The 11,660-nt window shown below is 67.8% G+C and carries 14 protein-coding genes; 2 read left to right on the forward strand and 12 right to left on the reverse strand.

The genetic code is table 11. From position 1 onward, the window contains the following. Positions 1–97 precede the first annotated feature (97 nt). The 10 genes from OP18_RS49665 to OP18_RS49705 all read right to left on the reverse strand — a co-directional run bounded on the left by OP18_RS49665 (position 98) and on the right by OP18_RS49705 (position 7,083). Positions 98–988, reverse strand: a complete 891-nt coding sequence (locus OP18_RS49665; protein WP_033367657.1) for a bifunctional DNA primase/polymerase — start codon at positions 986–988, stop codon at positions 98–100. A gap of 173 nt (positions 989–1,161) precedes the next feature. After that, positions 1,162–1,470 (reverse strand): hypothetical protein, encoded by a 309-nt coding sequence (locus tag OP18_RS49670; RefSeq protein WP_033367649.1) that lies wholly within the window; start codon positions 1,468–1,470, stop codon positions 1,162–1,164. Next, positions 1,467–1,712 (reverse strand): hypothetical protein, encoded by a 246-nt coding sequence (locus tag OP18_RS49675; protein ID WP_033367650.1) that lies wholly within the window; start codon positions 1,710–1,712, stop codon positions 1,467–1,469. Before OP18_RS49675 ends, OP18_RS49670 begins: the two co-directional genes overlap by 4 nt. Before the next feature lie 149 nt (positions 1,713–1,861). Next, positions 1,862–4,021, reverse strand: coding sequence for an AAA family ATPase (locus tag OP18_RS49680; RefSeq protein WP_245635808.1), 2,160 nt, complete (start codon positions 4,019–4,021; stop codon positions 1,862–1,864). A 5-nt stretch (positions 4,022–4,026) separates the two neighbouring features. Continuing rightward, positions 4,027–4,287, reverse strand: a complete 261-nt coding sequence (locus OP18_RS58990; protein ID WP_162189943.1) for a hypothetical protein — start codon at positions 4,285–4,287, stop codon at positions 4,027–4,029. An 81-nt stretch (positions 4,288–4,368) separates the two neighbouring features. Beyond that, the gene (locus OP18_RS58425) at positions 4,369–4,518 is read right to left on the reverse strand and encodes a hypothetical protein (protein WP_156090355.1); all 150 of its coding nucleotides are present in this window, start codon (positions 4,516–4,518) and stop codon (positions 4,369–4,371) included. A gap of 44 nt (positions 4,519–4,562) precedes the next feature. Next, a complete protein-coding gene (locus OP18_RS49690) occupies positions 4,563–4,988 on the reverse strand; it encodes a helix-turn-helix domain-containing protein (RefSeq protein WP_033367652.1) in 426 nt (141 codons plus the stop codon). An 85-nt stretch (positions 4,989–5,073) separates the two neighbouring features. Then, a complete protein-coding gene (locus tag OP18_RS58430; RefSeq protein ID WP_033367653.1) occupies positions 5,074–6,150 on the reverse strand; it encodes a hypothetical protein in 1,077 nt (358 codons plus the stop codon). 1 nt (position 6,151) lies between these two features. Further along, positions 6,152–6,832 (reverse strand): NUDIX domain-containing protein, encoded by a 681-nt coding sequence (locus tag OP18_RS49700; protein ID WP_033367654.1) that lies wholly within the window; start codon positions 6,830–6,832, stop codon positions 6,152–6,154. An 8-nt stretch (positions 6,833–6,840) separates the two neighbouring features. Then, positions 6,841–7,083, reverse strand: a complete 243-nt coding sequence (locus OP18_RS49705) for a DUF6284 family protein (protein WP_033367655.1) — start codon at positions 7,081–7,083, stop codon at positions 6,841–6,843. A 409-nt stretch (positions 7,084–7,492) separates the two neighbouring features. Between OP18_RS49705 and OP18_RS49710 the strand changes: the two genes are divergently transcribed. Both OP18_RS49710 and OP18_RS49715 read left to right on the forward strand, forming a co-directional pair. Continuing rightward, the gene (locus tag OP18_RS49710) at positions 7,493–7,813 is read left to right on the forward strand and encodes a putative quinol monooxygenase (protein WP_033367660.1); all 321 of its coding nucleotides are present in this window, start codon (positions 7,493–7,495) and stop codon (positions 7,811–7,813) included. After that, a complete protein-coding gene (locus tag OP18_RS49715) occupies positions 7,810–9,054 on the forward strand; it encodes a helix-turn-helix domain-containing protein (RefSeq protein ID WP_033367656.1) in 1,245 nt (414 codons plus the stop codon). Before OP18_RS49710 ends, OP18_RS49715 begins: the two co-directional genes overlap by 4 nt. Positions 9,055–9,203: 149 nt before the next feature. Here the strand turns inward: OP18_RS49715 and OP18_RS56585 are convergent, their stop codons facing one another. After that, positions 9,204–9,815: an RloB family protein gene (locus tag OP18_RS56585; protein WP_081971821.1), complete on the reverse strand. Its 612-nt coding sequence runs from the start codon at positions 9,813–9,815 to the stop codon at positions 9,204–9,206. Further along, entirely contained in the window at positions 9,805–11,118 is a 1,314-nt protein-coding gene (locus OP18_RS56590) for an AAA family ATPase (protein WP_081971822.1), read from the reverse strand. The genes OP18_RS56585 and OP18_RS56590 overlap by 11 nt, the downstream gene beginning before the upstream one ends. Between the last annotated feature and the right edge of the window lie 542 nt (positions 11,119–11,660).

Raw genomic sequence — 11,660 nt, forward strand, 5'->3', positions numbered from 1 at the left:
GGACCGACCGGCTCCCATACGACCCGGCACGGCACGGCAACGCCGTCCGACTCCACCAAAACGAACCGCTCGCCGCCTGAGGTTGACACAGGGAGTGTCATGCGGCCCGCCTCTCGACCGCCACAGGCACCCGCTCCGCACGGAATCCGCCTTTGATTGCCTCGCGGATCTCCCGGTCGGTCTGGCCGTGCTCGCGGCCGGTCGCGGTGAGCGCGGCGACCGCGTCGGCCTGGTCGATGGCCCCGGCGGCGACCATGCGGGCGACGCCTCGGGCGGCGCCGTAGAGCGCGCGGCGGTGACCGCCTTTCGGCGCTCGTCCCACGGCGCCGAGGATCGAGGCCAGCAGCGCGTCGGGGGATGAGATGGCCCCCGCCCGGCGCGCGGTGGTCGGGCTGGTTGGGGCGGCGACGGTGAGCGTCTCGCGTGGCCGGCAGAGCGCGACCAACGCGGGGGCCATCTCAATCACCGGGTGACTGCCGATCCACCGGTACGGCTGCCCGGTGCGCGGGTGGATCGACGGTGGGGCGACGACGTAGCCGCCGTCCGCCTTGAGGTCCACGCCGGGGTGGTCGGCGACCTCGGGGGCGAGGCGCCCGCCGGGGTGCCGGTAGTACAGGTGCCACCCGCCACCGCCGGTCGCCACGCACGCGGTGCGCGGCATGAGGGCGGGGTCGAGGGCGCCGCCGTTGCGGGGGTCGATGTCGACCACGGCCAGGTCGGCGACCGCGCCGGTGCGGATGGCGAGCATGCCGCGCGGGTACGCCTCGCACATCGCCTCGATGCGCTGCCGGTCGGTAGTCGCGGCGTAGAACCCGTGACAGGTCAGGCAGTCACACGCGGCCGGGTCGTGCTCGGCGCCAGCGTCCTTGCAGGCGTCACAGTTGGCCAGGGGACGTTTGGTGCGGCCGAGCAGGAACACGGGCCAGCCGTGTTCCGCGTAGCGGATCGCGTTGCGCAGCAACGCTTGTGAGGCAGGGCGAAGCTCCATCTCGGTTTCTCCCGTGATCGAGGCGGAGGGCGGTTCAGGGCGCCCGGCGAGCGCGGCCGGGGTGTGTTGCGGGCAGCGCTCGCCGGGCAGGTAGGTGCGGGTGCCGTCGGTGGTGCCGCAGTGCCGCTGGTCGGCGGCGATCCAGAACCCGCACCGGGCGGCGGTCGTGGTCATCACGCGGCTCGCCGGACGCTGGCACGGGTGGCGCGGTCGATGACGGCGCCCAGGTCGCGGGCGAGGCCGAGCAGCTGGCGCCGGGCGATCGGTTCGGTGGCGGCGAGCGCCACGGTCAACGTGACCTCGGCGTGTTCCCGGCCGTCGGCGGCGCGCACGCGGGTGAGCAGGGCGCGGCCGAGGCCGGGGACGTCGACCACGAGGGGGCCGGCCCGGTGCTCACCGAGGTTGCAGCGGTGGCCTCCGGCGCACCAGTCGGGGTGCCGGTCGGGGTTGAGCGCCGTCCGGCGGCGCGTGATGGCCTTCATCGGGCGTCCCGGCGAGCGGTGGCGTCGTGGTGGAGGCGGGCGGCGAAGTTGTAGAGGCGGCGGCCGATGCGCAGGCGGCGGCCGGTGCCTCGGCACCACCGGCACGGCCGGTAACGGTGAGTGAGGAACGTTTGGCGGGTGCCGGTGCCTTTGCAGCCCTGGCAGCGGCCGAACGGGAGGATCCAGCAGGCGAGGGCGTAGGCGGCGAGGGCGGCGGCGGTAACGGCGTACAGGGTGGTCACGGAAGGCTCCCTGAGCGGTTTTTGGGCCTGTTTTTGGCATGGCGTTACCGGCTACCTGCGGAAAGTCGTCGCAGGTAGTGGTGTGGATTGGGGGGGTAACGGCAGAGGTAACGCGGGCGTTACCGGTACCTCTGCCGTTACCTTGGCCGTTACCCCTCGGTGGGGGTGGCGGCGCGGGTGCTGATCAGCTCCCGCAGGGCGTCGAGCCGGTACCCCTTGAGGGGCCTACCGCCGACCTTGACGGTGACGCTCTGTACGCCAGCGGCGCGGGCCAGTTCGGACAGCGCGTCGGCGGTCAGCCCGGGGTACGCGTTGGGCCACCGCTCGGTGAGGGCGTCGGCGGCGGGTGCCCAGTGCTGGCCGTTGGACGCGGACACCTCGGCCAGGTCGGCGAGCAGGTCGCGGGCGGTGGGCAGGTCGGCGCTGCCACCGACCGGGGCGCCGCCCCGGATCGCGACCGCGCGGGCGACGATCTCGGCCGCGACTTCCGGCGTCGGGTACTGCGACCGCACGGCGGTCGGGGCGGCGAGGCCGGTCATGCAGCCCCAACCGGCGTCGATGACCGGCCGGTACACGGTGCCGGTGATGCCGCGCTTGTAGGCGCCGGTACCGAGGACCATGTCGTTCTCGACCTGCCCAGCGACCGACAGGCACCACCGGTTGGTGACGCAGCGGACGATGTTCGGCGGCAGGCTCGTGCGGTCGGGGATCTGGGTGGCGAGGATGACGATGATGTTCAGCGCCCGTGCCCGCTTGATGAGCCGTTCGGCGGCGTCGGCGGCCTCGGCCGAGGCGCCGAACAGCTCGTGCGCCTCGTCGATGACGATGACCACCGGGTGCAGCCCGGAGCCTGGCTTGCGGGCCAGCTCAGGGGTGACCTTGCCCTCGGGCGCCTCACCGCGCTGCTTCGCGGCCAGGACGCGCTTGCCGCGCCGTTCGGCCTCGGCGAGACCCCACATGATGATCGCGGCGCCTTCGGCGATGGCCTTGTCATCGACGCCGACGACGTACGTCGAGCAGATCGGGGCGAGGTCGATGAAGTCGCCGGTGCCCTTGAACTCGGCAATCTTGAACTCGACCGTGGGGTCCTGCGACGCCATGAGCACCAGCGCCCGTGCGGCGTAGGACTTGCCGGAGCCGGGCTGCCCGGCGATGACGAACGACCGGGCGAACAGCGACGTCTTGACCGGCTGCTGACGCTCGTTGCTGCCGAACTCGTGTTCCTCGAACACGCTCGTGCGGGCGTTCGGCGCGGCGATCGACCATTTCGACTGCCCCATCTTGGACGCGGGCTGGTAGCCGACCCACAGGTCAACCTGTCCGGCGTGCTCCGGGCCGGGTGACGGCCACACCTGGTCGACCGGCAGCCGTAGCGCGGAGGAGAGCATGCCGCGCCGTTCCAGGACCTTGACCGCCTCCAGGCCCTGCGGCAGGTTCACCCGGGCGAGCCAGCCGGGGCCGTCGCGGTGGATGCCGGGGTGCACGAACTCGATCGTGCTGGGTTCCTTCATCGCAGGCAGGCCGAGGGACACCAGGGCGTTGCGGACCATCTCACCGGTCAGCTTGGTGAACCGGGGTGCGTTGGATACCCGGTCGGTGATCGGCTTGTCGGCGGGGCGGCCGGCGCGGGCGAGCAGCAGCACGGCGGCGGCTTCGACCGCGTACCAACCCCACGACGGCACCACATCGGACACACGGACGATGAGCAGGGCAACCGGCGCCGCGACGGCCGCGACGCCGACCAGCCACCACCGGCCGCGGGCTTCCTTGGCGCGGGTGCGGTTGAGCGACTGCCAGGTGTAGGCGTCGTTGGTGTTGGCGGCGTGCTGGCGAAGCTGCCAGTTGCCGTCCTCGGCGCTGGCCCAGCGCAGGGTGCGGCCGAGCAGCCGCGCCGCGCCGATCGGCGCGTACACGGCGGTCTTGGCCAGGTATTTCGGGGTCCGGGCGAGGTGGAACAGCGCCCAGTAGCGCAGGTTGTCGCCGATCGCGGCCAGGGTCGCGGCGCGCTGGGCGCGGTTGGTCAGCCAGGTCGGCACGATCGGTGCGCGTCCGGCCGCGCCGGTGGCGGTGACGTCCTTCCACGACAGGGTCGGGGCGACGTCGACCGCGTCGACCGGCCCGCCGAAGTCGGCGTCGTCGACCACGACCGTCTCAGCGTCACCACCGAAGTCACCACCGAGGGCGCCGCCGTGGCTGTCGGCCAGGGCGTCACGTTCGTCGTGGTCGTTGCGGCGGGGCTTGACCAGGTGCAGCCGGGGCGCGGGCGGGTCGGTGGGCATGTCGGCGGCGCCGGGCGCCGCGGTGTGCATGTCGGTCACAGGACCCTCCGGGCGTACTCGTTGTTGGCGTCGCTGGCCTGCTGGCACACGTCGGCGAGCATCGCGTGGGCGCGCTCCACCGCGGCGCGGCTGGACATTGTGTAGCTGGACATCTCGTCGTCCAGGAACGTCTGCACCCGCGCGGCTCCGGCTTGGGTGAGCTGCCATTGGGCGTGCAGCCACGCGACGCGGGCTTGCAGCAGCTCGATTTGGTGTTGCAGGTACTTGCACTGCTGGCAGTTCTCGGGCTGGGTCATGATTGGGGCTTCCTCCGTGGTGAGGGGCCGGTGCGCGGCCGTGGTTTCCGAGGCCGTGAGGCCGCGCACCGGGCAGGGGTTTTAACCGGCCAGGGCGGCGAGGAACGCCATGACGCCCTTGACGACGACCGTGACCGCGTGGGCTGAGCCGGTGGGGTTGGTGATGACGAAGTACGCGGCCAGCAGGCCGAGGCTGACGCTGATCGCTTTGTTCTTCAACGAGCCGGGCATGATCGGTCTCCTTTGTGGACAGTCGAGCAGCAGCTAGAACGGGTTCAGGTGGCGGTGAGCAGGGCGGATACGAACAGCCAGCCGACGTGCCAGGACTGGTCGAGGGCGTAGAGGCCGCCGCCGCGCTCCAGCCAGGCCGGGGACTTGCCGAGTGCGTCGGCCATGCGCCGCAGCGGCGTGCGACGGTCGGCGATGTGGTGGCTCACGGCCGAGACGGTCAGCCCGGCGGCGGTCCAGCCGAGGTGCAGCGCGGTGCCGGTGACGGCGAGCGTGGCGGCCAGGGCGACGACCGCGGTGAGGGTGTAGGTGGCGACGTGCGCGGCGCAGGCGAGATGCCCTCGCCACCCGGTGTCGGCCTTGTGGTCGGCCTGGTGCTGTGTCTGGATCCAGTGGTCGGCGACCTGGTGAGCGGCGTAGAGGGCGGCGAAGACAGCGGCGAGGGTGCCGGCGTCGGTTGGGGTTGCCATGATGGAGGTCTCCTGACTCCTGATGGAGGGATAGGGGACCGGTGCGCGGCCTGCTGGCCTAGGAACCTTGGCCGCGCACCGGGCGGAGCTAGTCGCGGTTGGCGTGGATCAGGTGTGCCAGGGCGGCGCCCATGCCGAGCACGGCGACGGGCAGGCAAGCAACGGCGGTGGTGATCCACCAGGGCGCCGAGGTGACCCCGGCGGCGGTGAGCAGGTGGTAGGCGACCTGCCCGGCGGCGCCGAAGATGAGCGAACCGATGGCGGACCAGCGGGCGAACCGGCGCACCGACGCGCCGTAGGCGCTGGACAGCCACACCGCCAGGGCGTACGCCGCGTACGTCTCCACGCCGATCGGGAGCGTGATGGCGGTGTTGATGCTGAACCCGTCGGCGATGCCGGGCAGCGGGTGGATTACGCCGAACCCGGTCAGTTCGCCGAGGCCGACCCACCCGGACCAGATGGCCACGAACGCGGGCAGGGCGAGGACCCAGACCGGCCAGGAGCGCGGCCGACGCGCCCGGTCCGGCTCCGTGCTCGCCGGGGTCTCGGCGTGGGGTGCGGCCGGGGACATCTCGCCGTGGGTGGGGACGTGGCGGCCGTTCTTGACCATGGCGGCGCGCAGCCCGTCGGCGTCGGTCATGGTGATGTTGGTGTCCGGGTGTCCGTCACCCGTGGCCTGCGGCGGCGTCTCGATCGCCTCGGCGACCGGCGGCGCCTCGGCAGGCGCGGCCGGGTCGGGCATGTCGGTGTCCGGCTCCAGGTCTGGCACGACGTGCAGGGTGCGTGCCGAGGCGGCCCGCTCGTGCTTCCAGACGCGCACGTGGTTGATGGCGGTGCGCCGCTCGGTGTCGTTGAGGTCCAGCACGTCACCGACCAGGGCCGCTAGGGCAAGCGAGTCGCGCGGGTCGTCGTCGGATGCGTGCTGGTCGAGGACCTTGCGGACCTGGTCACGCAGCGTCCACGTCTCGACCGGCGTCGTTGCGGTGGTGCGCTCGCTGGTGAGGGCCTCGCGGATGGTGTTGGCCTTCGGTGCGCCGATCTTGAATTCCTTCATGAGCGCGTTGCGGGACGGGAGGTCGCCGAGCTGGTCGGCGAGGGCGCGGGCCCGGGGCATGAGCGCTTCGATCGGCGGCGGGTAGGCGCTGGGGGCGGTGGCGGTGGTCATGTCAGGCCTCCGAGGGGTGCTTGAGGATGTCGGTGAGCAGGGCGCGGTGGGCGGGGAAGATGCGGCCGCAGTAGCGGCTGGCGAGGTGGTCGGTGAGCGCCCAGATGTTGTCGGCGTGGACCCATCGGGCGTCTTTGGCGTCGTCGGCGCCGGCCACGGGAAGCAATTCGTCGCGGTCGTCGGGGTGGTAGGTGCCGAGGTGGCAGCGCGACAGGACGGAGACGATCCACGCTTCGTCGCTGGCGCGGGGGTCGGGCACGTAGCGGGGTGTGGTGGTGTGCCAGTCGGCCCACGACAGGTCGAGGGTCGTTTCCTCGGCCAGCTCGCGGACGGCGGCGGCGGTCGGGGACTCGCCCGGGTCGACCATGCCGCCGGGCAGTGCCCAGCCGTGCCCGTCGGCGCGTTCGACCATGACGATCCACCGGCAGCCGTTCGGGTCGACGGTCTCGACCAGGGCGTCAGCGGCGACCGCCTCGCCCCAGTGCCCGAGTTCGTTGCGGCCGTGCTCGATGCCGGTCGGCGCGAACGGGTTGACCGGCCGCCCGTCGGTGACGGTGAACGGGATCAGCGCGGCGGCTTGCCGGGTGGGCCAGTCGATGCGGGTCGGGTCGGTGATCGGGTCGGCCCAGCCGTCGTGGACGCCGACGGTGAGCACGTCAGGGTGGGTGTAGGTCTTGGTCATGGGTGGCCTCACGCGGCCCGGCGGGCGGCGTTGACGCGACGCTGGTAGTACCGCAGCGCCTCGCTGACCACCGCGTCACGCGCCCGGTGCAGCCGCCGGGCGGTCACCTCATCGACCGGCCGTCGCGCGTCGAGGATGACGAGCTGCACGTCCAGCAGCTCAATCTCCGCCTCGATCAGCGGCCACTCGTCCTCGATCGCGGCCAGGTCGGCGGCGGTCGGTTCGTCCGTCGAATCACGGTCGTAGATCACGGTCTCTCCTGTGAGATCGGAAGGGTCGCCCGGCCGAGATGCCCCGGCCGGGCGGAAAGCGTTGTGGAATAAGCGATTCAGCGCGGCTAGCCGGTCTTGCTCACCCGCTCGCTCGGGACCTACCGAGGTCGTCGCAGGACATCTCGCGCACGGCCTCGCACGCGCTGTCTTTCGTGTCGCTGTGGAGTTCTCAACGGACGCGCACACGGCGGGCAGGTACACGAACGGGGCAGCCGAAGCCGCTACGCCGTGCCTACCAACCGGCTGAGCTGCTGTGATGCGCTTGCTAGCAGCTCTACTGCGACCGTACTCGCAGTATTTCTGTGAGTCAAGAAAAACTGTGATTGGCAGAAGTGCTGCGAGACTGGCAAGCTGGTTGCGACCATGAATGCAGAGGAAGAGGCAGGCAATGAGCAGGGGTTTTGCGTTGGTTGTCCGGTTCTATCTCCAAGACGACGAGGCGGCGAGCGGGTTCGATGAGCTGGTCGCGCGGACGACTCCGGAGATTGAGCGGCTCGAACCGGGCACGCTGGCATACGTCGTGCACTCCGTGCCCGATGAGCCGCTCGTGCGCGTCTTCTACGAGCTGTACGCCGACCGGGCCGCCTTCGATGCGCACGAGCAGCAGCCGCACACCAAGCACTTCCTGGCCGAACGGGTGCGGTACACGAGCGGTGTCGACGTGACGTTCATGCAGGCCGAATCAGGGAAGGGGCCGTTGCCACTGTGACCACCGAGGATCAGCGCGCATTTGGCGCGCGCGTCGCCGAACTGCGGAAGCAGCGCGGTATGACCCAGGGGGAGCTGGCCGCCGCGCTCGGGCGCACGTCGAGTTGGCTCTCACAGGTGGAGCGCGGAGTACAGCCGGTCGCGAGGCTGGACGTGCTCCGCCTCCTGGCCGACGGCCTCGGCGTGTCCGTTCAGGCGCTACAGCCTGACTCACCAATTGCGCCGGAGACCCCGGTTCGCGATGAAGGGGCGCTTCCGGCGAACGACCTGGACCAGGCCCGACTCGTCATCTCCGGCCACCCTGTGCCTGAGGTGCTGCTCGCTGAGGAAGTCACTCCCGCGCCGGTGAGCTTGTCGGAACTGCGGTCCGCCGTGGACGAGATCTGGGCTCTTACGCACGCAAACCAGTTCGCGGAGCTGAGTGCCTCTATCGGGCCGCTTGTACCGCGCTTGGAACGAGCAGCGCGCACGGCGCCGGATGACGAACGGCCGGCACTCTGGTCGCTGCTCAGCCGCACCTACCAGGCGCTGTCGGCAGCCTTCGTGCGGCAGGATGAACCGGACGCAGCCTGGATCGCGGCCGACCGGGCGATCAATGCTGCCGAGCGGTCCGGCGAGGTACTGCACGTCTTCGCAGGCGTGTTTCGCCTCGCGCAGGCGTTCGTCCGCCTCAAGCGCGTCGACCAGGCCGAGCACGCGGCGACGACCGCAGTGAACGCACTCCACCAGCACACACCGGCCGTCGCCGCGGAGGCCGAGGCGCTCTCAGTGATGGGCTCGCTCCATCTCGTCCTGGCGCTCGCGCACGCGCGTGCCGGGAGCCGCGCCGAGGCGCGCCGCGAGATCGAGCACGCCCGGCAGGTCGCACGGCGCCTGGGAAAAGATCGGAACGACTACAACCTTGAATTCGGCCCGACGAATGTGGAGATCCAAGCAGTCTCCATCGCCGTCGAGCTCGGCGACGCTGGCGAAGCGATCGACATCGGACAGCAGATCGACGCCGCAGGGCTGTCCATCGAGCGGCGCGCCCGGCTTTTCCTGGACATGGGGCGCGCGTACGGCCAGCGCAGGCAGACCGGCGAGGCGCTCGCCTGTCTCTTGCGGGCCGAAGAACTCGCACCTGAGCTGATCCACACGCATGTAGCGGCACGGAGCGCCATCAGAGAACTGATCCTGATCGCCGGCCGCGCAACATCGCCGGAACTGAGGGCGCTCGCCGAGCGGGCCGACGCTCAGCCCTAGAACAGGTACAAGGACGAACCAATGCGGCCGAACGAGGGCAGGGTATCGAGCATTTGTGCAGTACCCTGCCCTAGCGCTGGTCAAAGAGTGGGGATTGGCCCGCTGTCGAACCACCTGGTTACGCAGCGCGGTGAGTCGCCGCGGGCTTGCTAAGGCGTGGTGCCCAGCAACTCGATAAGCTGCCACACGTTTGTCGAAGGATTACCGGCAGGTGCAGCGTCAAGCTGCTTTGCGCGCCGTACTGCCTCGCCAATTCCTGCGTCAAAGTCGGCGAAGTTCAATGTGGACTTATCCCATGGCTTACCAATGGACCTCGACAATTTCTCGGCGGCTTTTTTTGGGCCAGCAATGTGCGCTCTCGAATTTTCTCGATGCAGGATGAGCCAGACTTCGAAGCACGGGTTTGACCATGCCAGCGAAACCTCAAGGCTTTCGGCCTCCGTGCTTGGCTCAACGGTGTCAAAGTCATCGACGTCGCAAACCGCCCAGGCGTGATCGTATTCGTTTTCATCGCGTCGCCGCGCGGCATCACGAACAACCTCAAGGGGCGACCCGTTTGTAAATGTAACGATCACCCGACCTGCGGTAACCCACGGAAGATCCTTGACGCACTTAAAGTACTTGATTTCCGTGGACTTTCCGTTCGTGTCAACCAGAACGGTCGTTCGCTGTTCGCGGCGGTTCGGGAGCCGTCTTAGGTCCGTCTCTCTTCCGGTGCCAAGTTTTACGCCACGATGTTCGGCATTTCCCCTACGCGCCATCGCTGCCCTCAACGACTTCGGACATGCGTGAGGCTAGCGCCTTTTCGAACAAGTATGTTGAAATTTCAGGAACTCCGCCGTAGTTTCCGTTGAGGTATCGGCGCTGACGATTCTCCCCTTCGCGCCGAGGCTTAAAATCTGCCAAGGGATAGAGGGTAGAGGTACCGTCATCGCTTTTCTCTGTAAACCAAATCTCATCGCGTCCCAGAACCTCCTCAGCGTCAAGGGTCCCGAGTAGCGTTGCGTCATGGCTGGAGAAAACCAGCTGGGCTAGCCGCGGATTTGAGGCGGGACTTCTAAACAACCCGATCAACTTTGCAGTCAGGATTGGGTGCAGGCTCGAATCAATTTCATCAACCATCATGATGCCACCGATGCGCAGCACTGATGCAGCAACGTAGGCAAGGTCAAGCAGCCGGCGTGTTCCTGTCGACTCGTTCTCTAGACTAAGAATGCCGTCGCCAGACGGTCCTTTATGGGTAAAGAGCAGTCGACGGCGTACTTGAGTCGTGTTGGTCGTCGAGTCGGAAAGAAATTCCTCGACATCGAACAGTGAATCTTGTGTCTCCGTCTGCACCGCCACGTCGACGATTCCAACATCGGCAGCTCTCATGAGGTCGACGATAACGTCGCGACTGCTGCCTAGATCTGACCAGATTGAGGCGAAGTTCCGCAGGGGCAGATCCGGTCTCGTGCGGACACGCGATCGGAAGAACCACCGGTAGACATCATGTAGTGGCTGATGTACTTGATCGTCTAGCGATGCTCGACGGTTGAATCGAGCTACGGTTGAAATGAATAATGCGGTAGGGGCTGTGATGTTGGAGATGCGTTCCAGATCCGATTGCTTTCGACTCTCCTCCCCCCACACAAAGTTCTCACCATCGCGCTCAAAAACGCGACGCTTCTTCTTGAGCGGATAATGAAACAGCCATTCTTCTACGATTCCTTCGTCATTTATGGTAAATCCATAAGTATGACGAACGCCATCAAGTGATAGATCGACTACATAGCGTGATGGAGTGCGAGCTATGTCGATAGAAAGCTTGAATGGTTCGCGAGGAATAGAAATCGCTAGGCCGGGTTCCACGGCGCGGTCCGAGCTGGTGACCATTCGGCGCATGAACTGGAATGCGTGGATGGCATTTGACTTTCCAGATGCATTTGCACCGAATATGCCTGTTACGAGAACGCTCGGTCGAGACTCCGCCCGCTCGTCGCCAGAATCATAGATGGGTGTGAGATTAAGTTGCTGCTCGTCGGCGAAGGAGCGATGGTTGGCGAAACGGAAACTCTGCAGCATGATGGCTCTACCCTCCCCAGTAGGGTGGCCTGGGCGCCTTCTGTGCGAGTAAACCACGCAGAACCCGCTGTTGCACCACCCTTGACAAGATCGAGACTGTACCTCCCGCTGAACGTCACGGAACGTGGGAGTGCAAGGCAGCACCCCTAGGAGTCGGAAACATACTCATTAGGGCTAATTGTCTGATTAGTCCTGTAGCTCAGGCGGTGTCCTGCCGTAGGGCAACGGTTTGCCCTGGCAACTGTCGACTTGCCGTGGCAACCGTCGACGAGGGTGCGAATTTCTTGCGCAGGCTTGGTTGACGGAGCCGCAGAGGGTGGTTCGGGCAACTTTCATGAGCCGGGCGATCGGCTGGGCAGGCGTGGCGACGCTCCTAGCCGTGCCACATCCATGCCAGACGACACGGTTGATCAAGGTAAATAGCGGGGACTGACGGTCAGGCGAGGCTGGATGGGCAGGTCAGCGTCCTGGTAGGTCAACGGTTGTTGTGAGTCCAGTCCTGGCAGTGTGGGGGTCAGGGGTTCGAGTCCCCTCGTCTCCAC

Source organism: Dactylosporangium aurantiacum, from assembly GCF_000716715.1.
Classification (GTDB): Bacteria; Actinomycetota; Actinomycetes; order Mycobacteriales; family Micromonosporaceae; genus Dactylosporangium; species Dactylosporangium aurantiacum.